20 protein-coding genes are annotated in these 19539 nt (G+C 67.6%); 5 read left to right on the top strand and 15 right to left on the bottom strand.

Annotated elements, in window-relative coordinates:
- Positions 1-23: 23 nt before the first annotated feature.
- Positions 24-815 carry an alpha/beta fold hydrolase gene (locus AC1DNF_RS18005; RefSeq protein ID WP_478149974.1) on the bottom strand — a complete coding sequence of 264 codons (792 nt, stop codon included), beginning with the start codon at positions 813-815 and terminating at the stop codon, positions 24-26.
- A gap of 224 nt (positions 816-1039) precedes the next feature.
- Between AC1DNF_RS18005 and AC1DNF_RS18000 the strand changes: the two genes are divergently transcribed.
- The 3 genes from AC1DNF_RS18000 to AC1DNF_RS17990 all read left to right on the top strand — a co-directional run bounded on the left by AC1DNF_RS18000 (position 1040) and on the right by AC1DNF_RS17990 (position 3721).
- On the top strand, positions 1040-1711 hold the full coding sequence (locus AC1DNF_RS18000; protein WP_478149973.1) for a FadR/GntR family transcriptional regulator: 672 nt from the start codon (positions 1040-1042) through the stop codon (positions 1709-1711).
- A gap of 240 nt (positions 1712-1951) precedes the next feature.
- Positions 1952-2221: a DUF4242 domain-containing protein gene (locus AC1DNF_RS17995; RefSeq protein WP_478149972.1), complete on the top strand. Its 270-nt coding sequence runs from the start codon at positions 1952-1954 to the stop codon at positions 2219-2221.
- 123 nt (positions 2222-2344) lie between these two features.
- On the top strand, positions 2345-3721 hold the full coding sequence (locus AC1DNF_RS17990) for an FAD-binding oxidoreductase (protein ID WP_478149971.1): 1377 nt from the start codon (positions 2345-2347) through the stop codon (positions 3719-3721).
- A 16-nt stretch (positions 3722-3737) separates the two neighbouring features.
- Here AC1DNF_RS17990 and AC1DNF_RS17985 read toward each other — a convergent pair whose 3' ends face one another.
- Both AC1DNF_RS17985 and AC1DNF_RS17980 read right to left on the bottom strand, forming a co-directional pair.
- Complete coding sequence (locus AC1DNF_RS17985) at positions 3738-7259, bottom strand: helix-turn-helix transcriptional regulator (protein ID WP_478149970.1); 3522 nt, start codon at positions 7257-7259, stop codon at positions 3738-3740.
- A gap of 128 nt (positions 7260-7387) precedes the next feature.
- A complete protein-coding gene (locus tag AC1DNF_RS17980; RefSeq protein ID WP_478149969.1) occupies positions 7388-8134 on the bottom strand; it encodes a hypothetical protein in 747 nt (248 codons plus the stop codon).
- A gap of 82 nt (positions 8135-8216) precedes the next feature.
- On the opposite strand from AC1DNF_RS17980, the gene AC1DNF_RS17975 reads away from it, so the two are divergent.
- Entirely contained in the window at positions 8217-8453 is a 237-nt protein-coding gene (locus AC1DNF_RS17975) for a hypothetical protein (RefSeq protein ID WP_478149968.1), read from the top strand.
- A gap of 24 nt (positions 8454-8477) precedes the next feature.
- Positions 8478-9200, top strand: a complete 723-nt coding sequence (locus AC1DNF_RS17970; RefSeq protein WP_478149967.1) for a hypothetical protein — start codon at positions 8478-8480, stop codon at positions 9198-9200.
- A 9-nt stretch (positions 9201-9209) separates the two neighbouring features.
- Here AC1DNF_RS17970 and AC1DNF_RS17965 read toward each other — a convergent pair whose 3' ends face one another.
- The 12 genes from AC1DNF_RS17965 to AC1DNF_RS17910 form a co-directional block, all read right to left on the bottom strand.
- Positions 9210-10172, bottom strand: a complete 963-nt coding sequence (locus tag AC1DNF_RS17965) for a universal stress protein (RefSeq protein WP_478149966.1) — start codon at positions 10170-10172, stop codon at positions 9210-9212.
- A 4-nt stretch (positions 10173-10176) separates the two neighbouring features.
- Positions 10177-10578, bottom strand: coding sequence for a GreA/GreB family elongation factor (locus tag AC1DNF_RS17960; protein ID WP_478149965.1), 402 nt, complete (start codon positions 10576-10578; stop codon positions 10177-10179).
- 114 nt (positions 10579-10692) lie between these two features.
- Entirely contained in the window at positions 10693-10815 is a 123-nt protein-coding gene (locus AC1DNF_RS17955; RefSeq protein ID WP_478149964.1) for a hypothetical protein, read from the bottom strand.
- An 88-nt stretch (positions 10816-10903) separates the two neighbouring features.
- Complete coding sequence (locus tag AC1DNF_RS17950; protein ID WP_478149963.1) at positions 10904-11029, bottom strand: hypothetical protein; 126 nt, start codon at positions 11027-11029, stop codon at positions 10904-10906.
- A gap of 166 nt (positions 11030-11195) precedes the next feature.
- Positions 11196-11942, bottom strand: a complete 747-nt coding sequence (locus AC1DNF_RS17945; RefSeq protein ID WP_478149962.1) for a tyrosine-protein phosphatase — start codon at positions 11940-11942, stop codon at positions 11196-11198.
- An 18-nt stretch (positions 11943-11960) separates the two neighbouring features.
- Complete coding sequence (locus AC1DNF_RS17940; RefSeq protein ID WP_478149961.1) at positions 11961-12254, bottom strand: BMC domain-containing protein; 294 nt, start codon at positions 12252-12254, stop codon at positions 11961-11963.
- Positions 12251-14746, bottom strand: a complete 2496-nt coding sequence (locus AC1DNF_RS17935; protein ID WP_478149960.1) for a pyruvate, phosphate dikinase — start codon at positions 14744-14746, stop codon at positions 12251-12253. The genes AC1DNF_RS17940 and AC1DNF_RS17935 overlap by 4 nt, the downstream gene beginning before the upstream one ends.
- A 38-nt stretch (positions 14747-14784) precedes the next feature.
- Positions 14785-15354, bottom strand: coding sequence for a hypothetical protein (locus AC1DNF_RS17930; protein WP_478149959.1), 570 nt, complete (start codon positions 15352-15354; stop codon positions 14785-14787).
- A gap of 79 nt (positions 15355-15433) precedes the next feature.
- Positions 15434-16840, bottom strand: coding sequence for a hypothetical protein (locus tag AC1DNF_RS17925; protein WP_478149958.1), 1407 nt, complete (start codon positions 16838-16840; stop codon positions 15434-15436).
- Between the two features lie 24 nt (positions 16841-16864).
- Entirely contained in the window at positions 16865-17281 is a 417-nt protein-coding gene (locus AC1DNF_RS17920; RefSeq protein WP_478149957.1) for a PEP-utilizing enzyme, read from the bottom strand.
- Positions 17282-17426: 145 nt separating this feature from the next.
- Positions 17427-18398 carry an HAD family hydrolase gene (locus AC1DNF_RS17915; protein ID WP_478149956.1) on the bottom strand — a complete coding sequence of 324 codons (972 nt, stop codon included), beginning with the start codon at positions 18396-18398 and terminating at the stop codon, positions 17427-17429.
- A gap of 24 nt (positions 18399-18422) precedes the next feature.
- Complete coding sequence (locus AC1DNF_RS17910; RefSeq protein ID WP_478149955.1) at positions 18423-19421, bottom strand: DUF7064 domain-containing protein; 999 nt, start codon at positions 19419-19421, stop codon at positions 18423-18425.
- Between the last annotated feature and the right edge of the window lie 118 nt (positions 19422-19539).

Here is a 19539-nt window from a genome sequence, read left to right as displayed (position 1 = left end):
GTAGTGTCTGAAGTGGGGACGTGTCATTGACATGCCGACGCGCCGGTCCGGCGGAGAAATGAGGCGAGAGCGGCATTAACAGCGGCCGCCTGCTCGAGAGGAATCCAGTGCCCGCAGTCGGGCAGGACCAGCAGTTCAGCGCTCTTGAACTCGGCAGCCATTGCGCGCGATAGATCGGGTGGGCTCACAGTGTCCTGTTCGCCCGCGATCAATAACATGGGGCCTGCATAGGCGTGGAGATCAGGCCGCGTTGATGCCGCCATGGATTCGCAAGTCGCCGCGTAACCCTCGTCACTCTGACCGATGATCATTTCCCGGATCGCCGCCATGACGACCGGCTGCTCGGAACGCGTGCGCGGCGCTGGCACGGAATCCAACAGACCGTCCACCACGGACGCGATCCCGTTGCTGCGCACTTCCGCCGCGCGGCGGCGGACCGCTTCGCGGCGCGCGTCTGGCGGCGCCCGGTTGACGCCGATCAGTGACATCGAGGCGACTCGTTCGAGATTGCGCGCGGCGTAGGTCTGAACAACGAGAGTGCCAAGGGAATGACCGATCAAATGGGCGCGTTCGAAATGCAATTCGTCCATGAGTCCGGCCAGATCCTCCGCCCATGCCTCAACGGACAAAGGACCCTCAGAGGGATGGCGCCCCGAGCCCCGAAGGTCGAAACGTACCGTCTGATACTCAAACGACAATGCGCGCACCTGCGGTTCCCACACATTCAGCGTTCCTCCTAGCCCGTGAACCATGACCACGGGTTGCCCCTGGCCGCGAATGTCGATGGCAGATGAAGGCAGGCGAAGAAGACTCATGAATTGACCTGAAGGTGATAACTTGGTGGCCTCGAATGGTATCCATAATGGGTCGATTTACATACCAAGTGGCATGCATCAGAAGATACCAATTAATCGGGATTTTCCCTGGTCATTCAGGAATCGCCAGAACGTTGTCCTCGCCCGACGAGAGAGCTCCTGGCTGGTCGAAGAATTGGTTGAACTTGGTATCATTCTTTTCTGTCCTGAACGAGCCATTCACCATGAAAGCTGCCGAGACATTTCGAACCGCCTTCGAAGAGAAGCTACGCACCGGGTGCTGGCGCGCCGGCGAGAAGTTGCCCACCGAGCGGCAATTTGGCGAGGATTTCGGCGTGAGCCGCTCAACCGTTCGCCGTGTCCTTGGCGAACTGAAGAAGCGAAATCTAATTCGTCAACTCGTTGGCAGCGGCACATATGTCAGCGACGACATCGCGCGCCTACTCGGCGGCGATGTGGCGCGCGAGGATGCGGCTGCGACAAGCCCTGCGGATTTGATGGAAGCGCGGCTCGTCCTCGAGCCAGCGATCGTCGAGCTGGTGGTGGGGAAGGGAACCCAGGCCGATTTCGCGCGCATGCTTGTTTGCTGCGAGAAGGCCGAAGCGGCAACCTCGCTCGAAGAGTTTGAGCATTGGGATGGAATGCTCCACGAAGTCATATCCGAGGCGGCGCACAACGACTTTTTCCTGAATGTATTTCGCCTCATGAATCAAGCACGCGCGCAGGGCGAGTGGGGCCTGCTGAAGAAGCGCAGTGTGACGCCGGAGCGACGCCTTGCTTATCAAGCCGAGCACCGGAAGATCGTCGAGGCATTGCGCGATCGCGACGCGTCAGGAGCGAAGCAAGCCACCCTCGCGCATCTCGTACACGTTCGACGCAATCTGCTGGGCATATAGGCACAGGGCCCAACCCATCGGCGAGTGGGTGGCGCTGTAAGGCGTACTGCTCGCAAATGGATCCGACGTTGACGCCAAAGGAGTCGCGTCGCTCCCGCGTGCTCGTGCATTCCTTGACACAGGCTGGCCGTCGGTCCTGGCCGAGTTGGCTAGGCTCTCCGGCAAATTGCCAAAGGCAGATGCACCCGCTACAACGCTTCGCAGTGGCGTACCGCCAGCAACCCGTTCATGGAGACCCCTATGCCGCTGTTCCTTATCGAGCGCAACTTCGCGGAAAAGCTTGAGCTCAACCACGCCGGCGTGTCGGCCATTTCGAAGATCAACGGCGAGGAAGGCGTCAACTGGCTGTTCTCGTTCCTGAGTGCCGACAAGCGGAAGTCCTACTGCCTCTACGAGGCGGCCAACCCGGAGGCCATCCGGGAGGCCGCGCGACGTGCGGACGTGCCGGCCGACGTGATCATCGAGGTGTCGCAGTTCCGTCCGGAACTGATGCTCGCCGCGGCCGCCTGAGCGTTCGAAGGCGGCGCCGGCGTCGCGATGGTCAGAACTGACTATTCCGCCGCGATGGGGTGATGCGTACAACTTCGCAGTGGATTCGCGTCCAACCGGACGCACCATTCCTGGAGATACGCCATGCTGACCCCCGACACCATCGCCCGGTTTTCCTCCACCTTGCGCGGCCACCTGGTTCAGGCCGGAGACGCCGACTACGACGAGGCGCGCCGCGTCTACAACGCCATGATCGATCGCAACCCGCGTTTCGTCGTGCGCTGCCGCGACGTGGCCGACGTGATCAACAGCGTCAACTTCGCACGCGACCATTCGCTGCTGCTGGCGATGCGCGGCGGTGCGCACAACGGCGGCGGCCTGGGCACCTGCGACGACGGATTGGTCATCGACCTGTCGGCTCTCGACGGCATCCGCGTCGACCCCGAGGCGCGGACCGTGCGGGTCGAAGGCGGCTGCACCTGGGGCGACGTCGACCATGCGACGCACGCCTTCGGCATGGCCACGCCCAGCGGCATCATCAGCACGACCGGCGTCGGCGGCCTCACCCTGGGCGGTGGCATCGGCCATCTGACGCGCAAGTGCGGCCTCTCGGTCGACAACCTGCTGGAAGCCGACGTCGTGCTGGCCGACGGCTCGCTGGTCACCGCCAGCGCCGCCAAAAACCCCGATCTCTATTGGGCGCTGCGCGGCGGCGGCGGCAATTTCGGCGTCGTGACGTCGTTCCTGTTCCGCCTGCATCCGGTCTCGATGGTGGTCGCCGGCCCGACCTTCTGGCCGTTGGAGAAGGCGGGCGAAGTGATGCGCTGGTACCGCGATTTCATCGTCAACGCGCCCGAAGACCTGAACGGCTTCTTCGCCTTCCTCACGGTGCCGCCGGTGGCGCCGTTTCCGGAGGCATTGCATGGCACGAAGGTGTGTGGCGTGGTGTGGTGCTACACCGGGGCGGTGGAGGCGGCCGACGCGGTCTTCAAGCCGGTGCGCGAGTTCGGTACGCCGCTGATGCACGGCGTGCAGCCCATGCCGTTCCCGGCCCTGCAGGCCGCGTTCGACGGGCTCTATCCCCCGGGCCACTACTGGTACTGGCGCGCCGACTTCGTGAACGAACTTTCGGATGCCGCGATTGCCGAGCATCAGCGCTTTGCCGCGCAATTGCCATCGGGCCAGTCCACGATGCATCTCTATCCGATCGACGGCGCGGCGCATCGGCCCAAGGCCGCCGACACCCCCTTCGCCTACCGCGACGCGTCCTGGGCGGAGGTGATCGTCGGCGTCAGCCCCGATTCGAAGGACAGTGCCGAGATCACCGCCTGGACCAAGAACTACTGGGACGCATTGCATCCGTATTCGGCCGGCGGTGCCTACGTGAACATGATGATGGACGAAGGCGACGAGCGCATCCGCGCCGCCTATCGCGGCAACTACCAGCGCCTGGCGCAGATCAAGCGGCGGTACGACCCCGAAAACCTGTTCCGGGTCAACCAGAACATCCGGCCGCAGTGAGCGCAAGGCGTCGCGCCTAGTCCTTCAGCAGGCCCTCACGGCTGGCGAATGCGGCGGCCTCGGTGCGGTTGGAGGTGTAGGTCTTCTCGAGGATGCTGCGGACATGGTTGGCGACGGTGTTCGGGCTGATCTGAAGCACCTGGCCGATCTCGCGGTTGTTGCGGCCCATCGCCATCAACCGGAGCACGCCGACTTCGCGCTCCGTCAGGCCGCAGGGAAAGGCGGGAGACGGCGCGGCAATGCGGTCGGCCAGCGCCGCGATGCGCGGCGCCAGGGCGCTCATGCCCAGCGCGGTGGCTTCGGCCAGTGCCTCGGCGAGCAGCGCGCGCGCGCGGTCCAGGTCGCCGGCCAGCGCGCGCCGCTGCAGCATCACCGCATAGGCGTACCGGCTGTGCGTGAGCCAGACGCGCGAGCCCGTCTTGAGGTCCATCGCCAGCGCGGCCTCGAAATGGCGCTGCGCGACCACCCATTGGCGCATGACGGTGGCCAGGCTGCCCAGCACCCGGTCGGCAGAGCCGAGGCACGGCCCGCCCGAGTCGGCCACCAGGTTGGCGCCGGCATGGTCCTTCAGCAACGGATACAGCAGCGCCGCGCGCCTGGCGTCGCCGAGATAGACGCAGACCTCGGCGGCGAACATCATGACCGTCATCGTGCTGGCGTCGGTCGGCGCGGTCGAAGCGCGCTGCCAGGGCAGGCTCTCGAACTGGGCTGCGCATTCGGCGCGCATGTCCAGTTCGGCATAGAGCAGGGTCAGGCCGGGCACCCAGGTCTGCGACATCGGCGTCGTGCGCACGAAGTGCTGCAGCAGAGGCAGCGTCTCGCGCAGCCGGCCCTGCTCGCGCCGCAGGCAGAACATCTGTGTTCCATAGACGCCGACCGCCAGATCTTCGGCCACGCGACGGCCGATCGCCAGGGCCTTGCCGGCCCACGCCTCGGCGTCGGCAAAGCGTCCTTCGTTGATGGCGACCACGCCTTCGACGAAGTTGCAGATCGCCTGGTCGTGCAGCGAACCCTCCTGCCGCGCCATCCGCAAGCCCTGCGCCTTCAGGCGCGCGAGCGCGGGCATGTCGCCGGCGCGGACCAGGTTCATCATGAAATACGGCAGCAGTTGCAGCATGAAGCGGTGCAGCTTCATGCGCTCCGCGATGCCCCAGGCCTCTTGGGCGACCGACAACTGTTCATGCAGCTGGTCGGGCCAATACACGGCCGAGGCGATCGTGGTCAAGGCCAGGCAAAGTCCACGGCTGTCACCGATACGGCGGGCCAGGGCGACGGCGCGCCGATGCGCCTGCCTGGCATCGTCGGCGCGATTGCAGTAGGTATAGGCGCGGCACAGGTGCGCGAGCAACTCGACCCGCAAGGGGTCATCGGCCTGGTGCAGCGCGATCGCCTCCAGCAACAGGGCCACCGACACCTCGCCGGATCGCGCGGCGGCCACGTTGCTGGCTTCATAGCCCACCGCGGCGCGGGCGAACAGCAGGGCAAGGCCCTCGTCGCGCGCCAGCTCGGCTGCCTCCTGGTAGGCCGCGCGCGCCAGTTCGCCGGCGCCGACCAGCCACTCGACTTCTCCCAGATCGAGCAGCAATTCGCAGCGCTGGGCCAGGTCTTTCGAGAAGTTCTGCTTCTGCAGGTGAAGCGCCAGCCGGTACAGGCGGACCGACTCCTCGAAAGCCAGCAACTTCGCGGCGTGCTCCGCCGAATGTCGCGCATAGGCCAGCGCCTTGACGACGGCGCCGGGTCCGGCCTCGCTGAAGTGGTAGGCCAGTTGCGGGAGCACGATCGGGTCGTCGGCGCCCGATCGCTCTTCGAGTATTTCACCGATGCGCAGGTGCAGCCGGGCACGGCGAAGTCCCAGCATCTCGTCGTAGATGCATTCGCGAATCAAGGCATGGCTGAACCTGAACTGCTGCGTCTGCGGCACCGGCTCGATCAGGTGCACCGCCATGGCTTCCTCCAGCGCGACCAGCACGTCGTCCTCGGACTTGTCGGTGTCGAGTTGCGCGAGCAGGTCGAGCCCGAAGACGCGCCCGATACAGGACGCGATGGAGAGCAGCCTTCCGGCGGAAGTGCTCAGGCGGTTGAGGCGCTTGCCGATCACTTCGCGCACGCCGGTGGGGACCTTCTGCAGCAGCCGCCAATCGTCGTCGGCCGTGCCCGGGGCGCTCGGGGCGCGCGTCTCCGTCATGAAGCGCATCGTCTCCTCGAGAAAGAGCGGATGGCCTTCGGTGCGCAGGTGGATCGCGTCGACCAGCCTGGCGTTCGCGGAGCCGCCGCTCGCCGCGGCGATGAACTCCGCCGTCTCGCGCTCGCTCAGGCCGGAGAGTTCGATCCGGCGAAATGCCGACGATCGCCCGAGTTCGGCCAGCGTGTCGAACAGCGGATGCTGGCGCGACAGCTCCGCATCGCGATACGTGCCGACCAGCAGCAGGGCGCTGTCCTCGAACTCGGCGACGAGGAATGCGAACAGCCGCAACGAGGTGGCATCGGCCCAGTGCAGGTCCTCGAAGATCAGCACTTGCGGGAGCCGCCGCGAGGCACGCCGCCAGAAGCCGGCGACCGCATCGAACAGCTTGAAGCGGGACTGCGCGTTGTGGGCCGCTTCGACGCCCGGTGGCTGCGACGCGAAGGCCTCGCCCACTTCCGGAACGATGCTCGCGATGTCGGCGAGTCCGTTGCCCAGGGTTTCTTGCGGATGGGGGTCGCCCGCGCTTTGCAGGTAGCTGCGAATCAACTGGCGCCAGGGCCAGTACGGTGGAGCGCCAGGCTCTTCGAGGCAGCGACCCCATAGGACGGAAACTCCGACCTGTTCAGCGTGCGCGGCCATCTCCTGCGCCAGCCGCGTCTTGCCCATGCCACCCGAGCCGGACAGCAGCACGACCTGCCCGCGCCCATTTCGGGCGCTGTCGAGCGCCCTGGTGAGCTGCAGCATCTCCTGCCGCCGCCCGACGAAAAGGCTCGAGGAACGCCTGGACGGGCGCGGCGCCGGCGCGGAGGCAGGTGCGGCTTCGATGGCGAGGTCGATCGAATAGGCGTGGATCGGCGTGGCGATGTTCTTGAGTTGCTGTTCGCCCCGGTCGGTGAAGGTGGCGGTGACACGGCCCCGGACCACGCCGCGCACTGCGTCCGACACGGTGACGCCACCCGGATCGGCGAGCGCCTGAAGCCGCGCCGCGACGTTGACGCCGTTGCCGTACACGGTGCCGTCATCCTTCTCGGCGACATCGCCCAGGTGCACGCCGATGCGAAAGCGCATGCGCTGGTCTTGCGCAACGCCATCGTCCGCGCGGGCCAGGCCCTGCTGAATCGCCAATGCGGCGTCGACGGCGCCGGCGGCGGTCTCGAAGACCGCGAGCACCGAGTCGCCCGCCATGTCGATGACACGCCCGTGGTGAGCCTCGATGTGTTGCCGGAACACAATGCGCGCCGCATCGAGGGCGGCGACGGTCGCGCCTTCGTCGACCGCCATCAGGCGCGAGAATCCGGCGGCGTCCGCGGCAAGGATCGCCGTCAGCCTGTGTTTGACGGTTGGGTCTTTCAACGGCAGCGATTCCAGTCGTGGACCTGCGATCTACTCGCGCAGTATCGACTTCGTCACCGGCATGGTCAAACGACCAGAAAACCCAGCGAGGCGCCCGAAGGATGCGCGTGGCGTCGGGCGGGAGGTGTTCAACACAACGAGAGGCGCTGCAGGGTGAGCCTGGTCGCCTCGGCTGCCGTTTCATGCTGACAGACGCGGCCGCTGATCGCCGAGAGCAGTTCGTGCTCTCCGCACACGAGCGTGGTTTCCGATCCCGGCGCGCCGTCGCTGAGCTCGCCAGGGAAGCTGATGCTCCAATAGGGCCAGTCGAAGGGCACGACCTCGATGCCGTACGCCTCGGCGAGCGCGTAGGCGGCAATGGCGGCCTGTTCGAGAAAACGATGGTCTGGCTGCGCGACCGGCACCCGGGCCCTGACGACGAAGGTCAGCGCGAAGTTGACCCGCGCCTGCGGATCGACCAGGCCGTCCGAAATCGCCGTGTCCAGCTCTCGCGGTGCTGCGCACCCGCAGGCCGCGATCTGGCCACCGCGCACCGCGTAGGCGGCCCCGCCCTCGCACAGGACCAGCAGGCGCTGCGGCGAGGCGCCGGGCGCGCGGGCGTACACCCGCAGCAGCTCGATGAGCGCCGGCCGTCGCCGGGCATCGGCGTAGAGCCGGGAAGGAGAAAAGCCGAAGCGAGCCAGCACCATGTGCGCAGCGTCCTCGATCGCGACCGCCCTGGAAATGCCCGCCAGTCCCCGCAGATCGCGGCAGGCGGCCTTGAGCGCCCGGGTGACGGCGCTCAGCGGCTGGCCGGAAATCGCGGCGATCGCGGCCGAGAGCGGCTCCGGCGCGCCGGCCTGGTCGCGGATGATCGGATGGAGGATGGACCTCATGCGCTGTTCTCGGCTTGTCTCGTGGTTCGTCTCGTGCTTGATCTCTTCAGAGCAGAGCGTAAGGCAGGGAGCGAAGAATCGAATGGCCGAAGAGAAGCGCGAAATCCCCCTGACTCCGGCCACTGCGCATCGCGAGCAGCGCAGCGCGGTGCAGAAGCACGGCGTCGGCGAAGGCACGGAGCGGCGGACATCTTCTGCGAAGCCTTGCAGTGGCGTGGCGAACATCGCGGGAACGTCGCACAGCCTGCAGTCGAAGCCGTCCGCCATGCCCATTGCTTGCGTTGCATCAAGACTGCCCATCATGAGGCGCCAACAATGATGCCGAGACGATTTGAAAGAAACCATGAACAAGAAGCTCTATGGGGCGGCCCTCCTCCTGACCATGCTGCTCGACGGCTGTGGAGGCGGAGGAGGCGGCGGCTCGGCCAGCGTTCCGGCAATGCAAGGCTTGTCCGTCCCCCTGCAGACTGCCGTTGCAAACCAGGTCAACAAGGGAATCACCGTCGGCTTTTCAGTCTCCGGCACCGTCGCGGGCGCCGCCGTGACCGGATCGGGCACCTTGGCGGACGACCCGGCTGTCGCCGCCACACTCAACGGAGTCTCCGTGCTCAAGACGACGGAGCATCTCTCGGGGACCCTCATGGCCAACGGAACGTCGGCCACGTTTTCTTCCGCGAGAACCATCTACCGGAATTCCGCCACTTGCGCCGAGATCGCCGAAGACATGGCCGGTGCCTACATCGTCTTCCCCGATTACGTCTATCCATCCACGGTGAGGGCGGGCGACGCGGGTCCCCTCATGACGGCCACTGAGTATTCCAGCAGTGCCCAGACCAGCAGGATCGGCAGCATCAGCCTTTCCTACAGCGTCGCAGCCGACACCACGAGCAGCCTGCTCGTCACCTTCATCGAGGCCGACTTCGACGACAACAACGTCAAGACCGCGGATGCGCAGACGACGTTTCGCGTCGACATCAGCGGCACCCTGCAATTCGTTTCCCTCAAGGTCACGCGTTTCGTCGTCAACGGCAATGAGCGGGCGGACTTGACGTTCCAGACGCCGTGATCACCGTGATCACCATGAGGAGGATCGTCGACGGGAATCGTCCGGGCCTTCCGGTGAAGGGGGCGCGCCGGCTCGGATTCGCCGCGTGACCGCGCGTTCGGGCTGCAGGCGGCGGACGGCAGCCATCCCTGATGCAGGCTGGGCATCGTGGGGCACGACGAGGACATCGCCGGCGGCGTAGCGCAGAACGCGTTGTGCCACGCTCGCGAAGACGAAGTCCGCCAGCGCCGATGCGGGGTGCTTGCCGACCACGATGAGTTCGGCGCCGCCGTGCTGCTGCTGAACCACGATCTGGCGGGCCGGGTCCCCATGCCCGATGGAAGAGTACACGCGGTTGCGACGAGCGGCCGAGGAATCCGTCAGCCAGAACATCCGGTCCTGGGCATAGCGCCTGCATTCGTGCCGATAGGCCTTGATGGCCTGCTCCGAGACCTCCGCGTGGCGGAGTTTGCCCTCGTTCGCGGTGCTGATGGCATGGAAGAGTTCGAGCTGCGCCGATGTGCCGATCGCCAACGCATGCTCGACCAGCTTGCGGGAGGCTGGCGTGAAGTCCACGGCGACGAGCACGCGCTGGTAAGGCCGGACAGCTGCCTGCCGCACCACCAGAAGGGGCCGTCGTGTCATCCGCAGCAGGCGCTCCGAGGGCTGCCCGCGAAGAAAGGACCACAGGCTGCGCTGCGCCATCGTGCCCACGACCAGGAGATCGGCACAGCGCGCTTCGCTCGCCAGGTCCGCGAGGGTGCTCGTCGTCCGGCTTGCCGTTCGCACGCACAGGCCGTGGCGCTGGCCAAGCTGCAAGGCCAGCTGCGCCAATCGACATGCGGCATCGGGGGTCGACGGCTCTCCGGGCGTGGCCGCATGGAGCAACTTGAGGGTTGCCCTGTGCTCGGCGGCCAGATGGGCCGCGCGCGAGAGAACGTGCGCCGAACCGGCGGCCAGGTCGGTCACGGCGAGGATGGATCGAGGCGTCATGGCGCTACGTGGCGTAGTCGCCCGTCGCTTCGGGCTGGAACAGGACGGCCGCGATCTCCGCGGCGCACGCTTCGCCTGTCGGGGTCTGCCACCGCGCGATGTCCCCGGCCTTCAGCCCGAGCAGGCTGTTCCCCACCGGCGACAGCACGGAGATGAAGCCGGCCGCAGGCTCCGCGTCCGCGGGATAGCACAGCGTCAGCGTCTGCCGTCGGCGCGTGTGCAGGTCGACAAGCTCGACGCGCGAGTACATCGTCACGATGTCCGCGGGAACGGCTCTCGAGCTGGTGACCTCCGCACACGCGAGAAGGTCCGCCAGGCTGGGTGGCAGGTGGCGCCCGAGCAGTCGGCTCAGACGGGCGAAATCAAGATCGGTGAGCGTGCGCTCGCCGTGAATCGTTGCATGCATGGACGCACTCCATCAAATGCGGGCTGCCCTGTTGCAGGCAGCGGCCGCGACCGCGCGAAGGTCAGGCCCGGCGGTGGATGGTTGCGCTGAAGGGGGGAGAGCGGACCGCCGGGCTCAGGAATGTGCTGGCGTCAGCTGGCGACGCGCCCTGTTCATCGCGACCGCGCGCGCGAGCGTCGCTGCGAGGAGCAGCGCCGCGATGGCGAGGTGGGTGAAGGCAAGGACGCTGGCTGGCATGAGGGCGAGTCTAGGCAGCATTCGGGCTTGCCACAAGCAATGGCCTCACACCTCTTGCCGATATGCCTCGCGCGCCCTCTCCTTGTGTCTAGCCCCGGAAGAAGGAAGCGAGGCCGATGACGACGGCGACAAGGACTCCGGCTCGCGAGATGTATTCACCCAGTCTGGCTGCGACGGGGTCTTGCGGCTGCGCCTTGGCGGGAACTCTGTCCATGATGACCTCCAGAGAGGGGATGAGGAAATCATCTTAGGCAGAGCAACTCTGGCCGAACGTATCGAGACGGCAACGCCGCTTCGCGTCGCGCCACGATTCGTGAAATGGTTCACCGATCCGCGGGCCATCTGCCGATCAGGACAGGGCCGCCATCGACCGAGTCTGCCTACGCAGCCCTCAGCAGCTCGCGCTCCAGGCGGGCCAGCGACTCCGCGCGCACGCCGTTGGCGAGCGCCCAGGCGCGCGCGCCTCCATGCCGTGCGTCGCGTTCGGAAAGAAAGCGCCGGATCGGCTGCTCCTCGACCGCATAGACCTGCGGCGGCATCGCCGCCAGGTGGTCGCGGTATCGCGGCCAGGTGGCGAAGCGCTCCAGCATGCGCGGCATGTTGTGGGCGCTGGCCATGTAGTCGGCGACGATCGCGTCGTCATCGACCTCCAGCAGCCGCAGGACGAGCGCCGACAGCACGCCGGTCCGGTCCTTCCCCGCCGCGCAGTGGAACACGGTCGGAGCGTCAGCGAAGGCGGCAAGATGCTCGAGGGCATGCGCCAGCATCGATCCGCCGCCCAGGCAGCCCACATACAGCGAGTTCAGCACCTCGTCAGGCTGCAGGCCTTGCGCCGCGGCCATGCCCAGCGGCGCGTTGACGTAGCGGATGTCTTCGCACGCGGCCAACGGGCCGCGTCCCTCCCGCGCGACTTCGATCGCCAGGCGCAGATCCACGACGGCCCGGAGGCCGAGCACGCCGGTCACATAGGCCATGTCTTGCGGCGTCAGCGCCTGCAAGGTGTCGCTGCGAAACAGCCGCCCCGGCCGCGTCCGGCGCCCGTCGCGCGTTGCCAGGCCGCCGAGGTCGCGGAAGTTGAAGGCGCCGCGCAATGGCGACACCTGCCGCCCGGGAGAGCCGTCGCTCATGGGTCTCGCCGATGCGCCTCAGCGGACAGGTGGACGCTCGAGGAGGTCCTCGACATCGTCATGCGGCCGAGGGATCACGTGCGCCGAGCGCACCTTGCCCACCGTCTGCGCCGCCGCGGCGCCGGCGTCCACCGCCGCCTTGACGGCGCCGACATCGCCGCGCACGACCACGGTGATGATGCCGCCGCCTGGTTGCTGCATCGTGACCAGGCGCACGTTCGCGGCCTTGACCATGGCATCGGCGGCCAGCGTTGCCGCCGTCTTACCCAGCGTCTCGACGAAGCCGAGCGCGCTACCTCGCAAGTCAGTCATGATGAGGGTTCCCTTACAGCAAGTTGGCCCAGTCCGAGCCGGATGCCGGCGGTGCTCGGTGCCGGCACGGAGAAGGTGCGCATTCCCACCCGGTAGAGGTCCTCGAGCAGCGACAGCGCGGTGCCGTCGCCGCACTCGACACCCAGCCTCGCCCCCGGCACCGATCCGACGCCGGCGACCAGCTCGCCCAGGTGTCTGCGCAGATGGGGCCCGAGGGTGCTTCGCGGGTTGTACCGGAGATAGCCGTCGACGACATAGCCTTCGAACACATCGTCGGCAAACGACAGCGCGCTCGGGTAGCCGTAGTAGGTGCGGATCACCTCGCGGATGTCGATCCAGAGGGCCGCGCCCGCCCGCGCGAGGTCCGAGGCCGCGGCCAGGCCCGCGGGGCTCTGCAAGGCCGCGCCCACGCGCGCCAGTCCCAGTGCGGCGGCAGCCTGGCGAAAGGCCGTGAACTCCTCCACGCCGGTGATGGCGGCCGCCAGGGGCGTGACTTGCGCGTGCCCCGTGTCTCGCGCGGCGTCCACGATGCCGCGCAACAAAGGGATGTACAGCCCCTTGAGCCCGAGCGGCAGGAACAGGCGCGGCGCCAGCGACGCCCAGGTGCTGATGAGGCGCTGCGCGCGCGGCGACCCGAGATTGGGCAGGCGGATATCGATCGGCGCGCCGGAGGACTCCAGCATCAGGTGGCGGCAGGCGTCGTAGGTGAGGCGCGTCAATCGGTCCTGGGTGTCCTTGTGCTCCGGCTGCTGGCTGAGATCGTTGATCGCGTCGATCAACTGGCCCAGCGTGCCCGCGCCGATCAGCAGATCCGTGAGGGCGATCACCCCCAGCCCGCCCGGACTTTGGCGCATCGCCGCGCGGGCGTCGCTGCCGTTCACGCCGGCGATCCAGAAGCGCGCCTGCGACTTCGCATCGGCCCAGGCGAGGATGCGATCGATATGCCCGACCGCATGGGCCACCGACTCCAGCGGCAGGATGCCGCTGTAGATGCGGCCGGTGGCGCCGTCGACCGACAGCGGCGCACCCTCTTCGAAGACCTGGCCGCCGACGCTGAATCGCCGGTGGTCGGGCTCGATCTCCATGGCTTCGCAACCCACCACGCAGGGCACGTCCAGCGCGCGCGACACGACCGCCGCATGGCTGAGCGCGCCCCCGCGCGCGGTCACGATGGCCTGCGAGGCCAGCATGCCGCGGATGTCCTGCGGGCTGGTGGTGGGGCGCAGCAGGACCACGCGCTCGCCGGAGGCCGCCAGGGCCGCCGCGCGATCCGCGTCGAGCACGGCGACGCCGTAGGAATGCCCGGGCGACGCGGCGATGCCCCGGGTCAGGACCAGCGCCGCCGCCAGCGCGGCGGGCTCGAACGAGGGCCGCAGCAGCCGCTTGAGCTGTTCCGCCGACACCTTCTGCAAGGCCGCCTCGGGCGCGATGATGCCGTCGTCCACCAGCTCGGCCGCGATGCGCACCGCGGCTTGCGCGGTGCGCTTGGCGGCGCGTACCTGAAGGAAGTACAGCCGCGCGCCCTCCACCGTGAATTCGATGTCCACCGCGTCGCGGTAGATGCGCTCCAGGCGCTGGCCGTGCTCGAAGAGTTCGCGCCGGTGCTGCTCGCTCAGCGCGCCGGGCTGCGTGAGCGATGCGGGCGTCGCCGCGCCCGAGACCAGATCCTCGCCCTGGCAGCACAGCATGAACTCGCCGTACAGCTTGCGCTCCCCCGTGTTCGGATCGCGCGTGAACGCGACGCCCGAGCCCGAGCGGGCGTCCCGGTTGCCGAACACCATGGCCTGGACCGTCACGGCGGTGCCCAGGTCGTCGGCGATCCTGTGATGCGCGCGATACGCGCGTGCGCGGCGGCTGTCCCACGATTCGAACACCGCGGCGATGGCGCGCTCCAGCTGCCAATGAGGATCGGCCTGCACGTCTGCCGCGCCCTGGTCGGCGATCGCATGGATCACCGCGGCCTCCAGCGCCTCGAAGGTCCCGGCCTGGGGATCGGCCTTCGCCGCGTCGAGCTGCGCCGCCAGGGAGCGCGCCACGGCCTCGCCGTCGATGGCGAGGACGATGTCGCAGAACATGCGCCAGAAGCGCATCCAGGTGTCCAGCGCGAAGCCGGCGTTGGCTGTCTCGCGTGCCATGGCCAGGGCGCCGCCCGCGGTGATGCCCAGGTTGAGCACCGTGTCCATCATCCCCGGCATGCTCACCTGCGCGCCGGAGCGCACCGACACCAGCAGCGGGGCCGCATCGCGCGCGCCGAAGCGGCGGCCCGTCGCGGCTTCCAGGCGGGCCATCTGTTCCTTCGCCTGCGCGACGATCGCCGCGGGCAAGGACCCGGCCGCGCGGAAGGCCCGGTAGCCGTCGGTGCCGATCACGAATGCCGGCGGCACCGGAATACCGGCGGCGGCCATTCGCGCCAGGCCGGTCGCCTTGCCGCCGAAGCGCGCCAGGTCGTCCGCGTCGATGTGCTCGACGGGTTGAGCGTATGTCTGCGCCATCAGGGCCGCCACCATTGCGTTCGCGTGTTGTGCACCAGTCACGTTGTATCCCGGGGGCGTCCGAGCACGGCGAGGATGTCCTCGTGGAACTCGAACCAGATGTTGTGCACCGAATCGATCGTCGGCTTGCACACGTACTCACGCTGGCCCTGGTCGACCCGATCCATGCCGTGCTCCAGCCGCCGCACGTAGGCGGCGTAGCGCGGAATGCGGGGCACCAGCTGGCCGATGTCCCTGGCCAGCTTCTCCGCCGCCTGCAGCAGCCGGCGCTCGACGCGCTCGTCGCCCTCCGTCTGCTGCCATTCGGTCACCGCGCCGATGAAGCGCGTGTTGAGTGCCTCGAAGCCTTCGTACCACTGCCCGAGCGCGGGGTCGGCGCGAACGGCCGCATAGGCCGCGTCGTAGTACGCGAGCACCTCCGCCGCGCCTTCGGTGAGCAGCATGACGCCGCCGGGGGTGCGCATGATCCAGCCGTGGTCGTCCGCGGCCGCCAGATGCTGCTCGACCACCTCGGCCGGCAGGCCGGTGACATCGGCGATGGTCGCCTCGGTGGCCATCTTCTTGAGATAGATCGCGTTGAGCGTCGTGAAGTCGGTGTCAGACAGCATGTCAGGGTGTCCCAGGGGGTTGCACGTGGGAGCCGGACCCTGCCCATCGGGGCGGGGTGCGGCCCGTCGGCCCGGTCGGTCAGGACCAGAAGTACTTCGAGCGGCGGCGATCCGCGTTGTCGCCGAAAGGCAGATACCCCTCCCCCGAGAAGATCTTCTGCGGCACCGTCGCCTGCGCGAAGCCGCGCTTGGTGATGTCGTAGTAGTAGTTGGACACGCGCTGGTCGATCTCCCAGAACTGGTAGTCCGTGCAGGCCTTCTCGTAGGTGCCGGCACGCCGCAGATGCGGCAGGATCATGTCGATGTAGTAGACGTACATGCCGTTGGTGATCAGCGTTCGGCGCGACTGGCGCGACAGCTTGGAGTAGAGCTTGAAGGTCGCCTGCTGAATGCCCTCCAGCCGCTTGCCGAGGTCCTTGACCGGCACTTTGTAGACCTCGGCCATCGGCGTGTCCCACTTCTCGCGCACGAAGACCGCGGCCGCCTTGATCGCCGGAATGTAGTTCTTCGGGCGCGTGAAGGTGGTCGAGATGTCGTTGACGCGGATCTCGTCCAGGCCCATCTGCTTCGGGTCGATCTCCAGCACGATCGTGTAGCAGTGCGGCACGTTCTCGTGATCGCAGACGTCGCTCCACTCGAAGGCTTCCTCGTTCGTGAACAGGTCGCGAATGATCAGCAGGTTGCCGTTGGGCAGCGGATAGGGGCCGGTGTCTCCCAGGCCCAGCCGGCAATCGTAGTGGTCGAGGAAGGAGAGCAGCTCGGCCGCCGCGTTGAACTTGATGACGCTCTCATGCTCGGCGGAGCCCGAATCCATGCGGTCGAGCTGGGAGGTCAGGCGCTCGATCAGGGCCTTCTCGTGGATCTGGCAGCGATAGGCGTCCTGCGAATTGAGGATCCAGCCATCCTGGCGCTTGCCCCAGAGCACCCGCTGCATGAACTTGAGGATCTCGTTGCTCTCCTCGATGTAGTCGTTGGGCTGGATCACCTCCAGCGCCAGCAGGCCGCAGCGCCCCATCCCGAAGCCCACCGCGCCGATGCACCAGTCATGCACGCAGTTGATCTTGGTGCCGACCTCGGAGCGGGCCGTCGCGCCGATGTCCACGATGCCCTGCGCGCCGACCTCGTCGGTCGTCATGCGCAGGATCTCGGGCCAGCGATAGAACTCGTGCATGAAGGCCAGGATCTCGTATTCCTGGCGCGGGATCATGCCGGACGCGCCCTCGGTCGCGCGCATCACCAGCACGTCCCAGATGTTCCAGGCGAGGTAGTTGTTGAGATCGTTCAGCTCGGCGATGCTGAACTGGTCCCTCAGCACGTCCTCCTTGCTGACCTTCTCGAGCACCTTGCTCTTGGCGCGCGCCTTCATCATGCGGTCGCCGAGGATGCCGTCGGGCACGGGCGGCAGGCCCTTGAAGTTGCCGACGTAGGTCAGGTCCTGGAACCGAAGCCCGTCGTCGCCCGGCTGATAGCGTTTCTGATAGTCCATGTTCGTTGTCTCCGTGTTGTGTTGTCAATCCACCAGCAGGATCTGGCCCAGTTCGGCGCCGTCGCAGCTCAGCTGAACCTTCTTCCCGTCGAGCGCCTTGATCATCAGCTCGAAGTGGGCCTTGTTGTCGCCGCCCGTGACGTAGCGCGAGTCGCTGTCCGTGAGGTAGGCGGTCATCACGCAGGGGATCTGGAATTCGCGCGAGAGGATCCCGAGGTGGGACTCCGGCGCACCGGACAAGGTGATCACCCCGATGGCGCCCATGCTCAGCGCCGGCGCGAGAAAGGTGGTCGTGCCGCCCTGCGCGAGCACGATGTGCTCCTTGAGCTTTCCGCTCTGGATCAAGGCGATGACCGACTTCGGGTCGGGCAGGTACTTGATGCTTCCGATCGGCTTCTTGCTCGTCTCGAAACTGTTGAACCCTTCGGCAATGGCTTTCATGAAACTCGTCTCCTTGTGTTGAACTCAGCTGGGGAATGGGTGAAACCGCCGCAACCGGGAGCGCGGTGTCACGGGGAGCGGATGCGGGCGCGGCGCGGCGCATTCCGCGCGTGCAGCCGGCCGGCAGCCGAGGGCGCCATGCATTTCACGCGGCGCTCCCGACGATGCGATGGAGTGCCTGCAGCAGCTCGCGACGGCCCGCATCCGCCTCCAGGCGCGGCTTGCGCGGCGCGGCCGGGACCGCGCCCGCCAGCGTGCCGATCGGCGCCTTGCGGGCCTGCAACTGCCGGTCACGGCGAAGACGCCCCGCGTCGAGCACGGGGTCGCCGGTGGCGGCGCCGGCCGGGGCCGGGGCACACGCGGCGCAGGGTGCCGATGCTTCCGCGCCCCGCGGGCTGGCCACGGTGCAGGCGCACGATGCGCCGCCCGAGTCCGCCGGCCGCAGCCACGCGACCAGTTCCTGGGGCCACAGGGCCACCCGCTCGGCGCCGGCGTCCAGCAACTGCCGCTCCGTGTGCATGCCCCAGGCCACGCCGATGGCCCGCACGCCGGCTTCGCGTGCCTCGACCACATCGCCTACGGTGTCGGTGACGAGCACCACGTCATCCGCCCCCAGCGCGCCGTCCGCGCCATGCCCGTCGTGGTAGGCCGGCGAACACATCCGTTGCGCCGCATAGCGCTGGTCGCCCAGGAAGCGCCGCATCGAGTTCACCTTGCGCGGCTCGACATCGCCCGAGAAGACGTGGGAGAAGCAGGTGGCGATGCCGGCATCGACCAGGATCCGGCGGATCGCCTCGATGCCGTTGGTCGAGATCACGGCCAGCGTGCAGTGCGGCGCCAGCGCCCGCACCACGTCGACCATTCCGGGGATGAGCGCCGGGTGATAGCGCGTCCGCAGCAGCTCCATGAAGTGGGCCTTGGCCGCGGCACCGCGCTTCGGGTCGGGGCAAAGGCGCGCCAGCGACTCGAAGAAGTTGCCCTCGAAGGCGCGAAAGAACGCCTCGCGCGAATCGATGCCCAGCGCGAAGGCGAGGTTCGTCTCCGAGAACAATTCCCAGGAGGCCGCCCGCGTATCGACGAGGGTGCCGTCCAGGTCGAACAGGATGGCGCGCGGCATGGGATGGCCTTGGGTCCCTGCGTCCTAGAGAGGACGCGAGGGGCGCGCGGTCGCGCCGGCGCTGTTGAGCGCGTTGAGCTGCGGCAGCTCGAAGAAGTCCTGCACCTCGCCGTGCCCCTGCCGCCCCTGCATCGTCCACTCGCAGAGTGAATTGAAGGACACCATGTTCGGCCAGCACTGCCACGGGAAGGTGGTGAGCGCGCGGCCTTCGGCCTTCCAGACGCGGTCGGCGGCGTCGGTCAGTTCGAGGACGACGTGCTCCGGGTAGCGCTCCTGGGGCCGTGCCACGCGGCCCGTGCCCGCCTTGAGTCCGTGGACCTTGCCGTCCTGCAGCACGTATCCATGGGCCAGCCAGAGCTCGGCGCCGTTGGACGCCGGGTCGAAGCCGAAGATGCCGTGCACCGCCAGGTCCCTGGAGAAATGCGCGTGCAGCCAGCTCATGTTGGGCTTGTTGCGCTCGGGGCGCGGGCCCCAGCTGTGGTCCATCGTCGAGACGCAGTCGATCGGCACTTCGCGGCCGCGAATCGCCACCTTGCCGGTGAACTGGCCGGTCTGGTCGAAGTGGCCGTTGTAGGCCGTGCCCCATGCGAACTTGCCGGCGGCCGACTGCGAGCCGCACATCGGGTCCATCGCCGGGTCGTGGATGTCGAAGGCCGGCATCAGGGCCTCGTAGTTCACGTCGATGCGCGTGCCTTGCCGGTCGTCGTAGGCGATGTGCCAGACCCGGTTGGGCACCAGGCAGCGGATGCGCAGGCTGTTGAGCAGTTCGAAGTCCAGCAGGTCGCGCGGCTCGGGAATGGGCATGGCCGCGCGCATGTCGCAGAAGTCCGCCTCCCACGGCGTGACGGCGCGTCGCGAGTTCATGCAGACGGTGGAGCTGACGACCCCGAGGTTGGGTCGGAACAGCGCGTAGACGCCGACGTTGAGCCGCTCGCCGGCGTTGTAGAAGCCGAAGAAGTTGGTCTCGGCCCAGGTGGGATCGGCATCGGTGCCGTGGAATTGCGCGTCGCTGTCTTGAATCACCGGTTGTCTCCAGTCTCTCTTATGGTCGGCCCTGCCGTGAGCCGCTGCATCGAACTCTAAGGAGTGCGCGCTGCCGCCGCCATGGCCACACTGGCCATCGAGGGCGCCTCGATTGCGC

Source organism: Variovorax sp. 01T432, assembly GCF_056398605.1.
The sequence above is the reverse complement of the archived record's forward strand: the minus strand, read 5'-3'. Positions and strand labels throughout refer to the sequence as shown.

Coding starts and splice junctions, on each gene's coding strand:
- AC1DNF_RS18005 (WP_478149974.1), bottom strand. CDS start 815: ATGAGTCTTCTTCGCCTGCCTTCATCTGCCATCGACATTCGCGGCCAG.
- AC1DNF_RS18000 (WP_478149973.1), top strand. CDS start 1,040: ATGAAAGCTGCCGAGACATTTCGAACCGCCTTCGAAGAGAAGCTACGC.
- AC1DNF_RS17995 (WP_478149972.1), top strand. CDS start 1,952: ATGCCGCTGTTCCTTATCGAGCGCAACTTCGCGGAAAAGCTTGAGCTC.
- AC1DNF_RS17990 (WP_478149971.1), top strand. CDS start 2,345: ATGCTGACCCCCGACACCATCGCCCGGTTTTCCTCCACCTTGCGCGGC.
- AC1DNF_RS17980 (WP_478149969.1), bottom strand. CDS start 8,134: ATGAGGTCCATCCTCCATCCGATCATCCGCGACCAGGCCGGCGCGCCG.
- AC1DNF_RS17975 (WP_478149968.1), top strand. CDS start 8,217: ATGGCCGAAGAGAAGCGCGAAATCCCCCTGACTCCGGCCACTGCGCAT.
- AC1DNF_RS17970 (WP_478149967.1), top strand. CDS start 8,478: ATGAACAAGAAGCTCTATGGGGCGGCCCTCCTCCTGACCATGCTGCTC.
- AC1DNF_RS17965 (WP_478149966.1), bottom strand. CDS start 10,172: ATGACGCCTCGATCCATCCTCGCCGTGACCGACCTGGCCGCCGGTTCG.
- AC1DNF_RS17960 (WP_478149965.1), bottom strand. CDS start 10,578: ATGCATGCAACGATTCACGGCGAGCGCACGCTCACCGATCTTGATTTC.
- AC1DNF_RS17955 (WP_478149964.1), bottom strand. CDS start 10,815: ATGCCAGCCAGCGTCCTTGCCTTCACCCACCTCGCCATCGCGGCGCTG.
- AC1DNF_RS17950 (WP_478149963.1), bottom strand. CDS start 11,029: ATGGACAGAGTTCCCGCCAAGGCGCAGCCGCAAGACCCCGTCGCAGCC.
- AC1DNF_RS17945 (WP_478149962.1), bottom strand. CDS start 11,942: ATGAGCGACGGCTCTCCCGGGCGGCAGGTGTCGCCATTGCGCGGCGCC.
- AC1DNF_RS17940 (WP_478149961.1), bottom strand. CDS start 12,254: ATGACTGACTTGCGAGGTAGCGCGCTCGGCTTCGTCGAGACGCTGGGT.
- AC1DNF_RS17935 (WP_478149960.1), bottom strand. CDS start 14,746: ATGGCGCAGACATACGCTCAACCCGTCGAGCACATCGACGCGGACGAC.
- AC1DNF_RS17930 (WP_478149959.1), bottom strand. CDS start 15,354: ATGCTGTCTGACACCGACTTCACGACGCTCAACGCGATCTATCTCAAG.
- AC1DNF_RS17925 (WP_478149958.1), bottom strand. CDS start 16,840: ATGGACTATCAGAAACGCTATCAGCCGGGCGACGACGGGCTTCGGTTC.
- AC1DNF_RS17920 (WP_478149957.1), bottom strand. CDS start 17,281: ATGAAAGCCATTGCCGAAGGGTTCAACAGTTTCGAGACGAGCAAGAAG.
- AC1DNF_RS17915 (WP_478149956.1), bottom strand. CDS start 18,398: ATGCCGCGCGCCATCCTGTTCGACCTGGACGGCACCCTCGTCGATACG.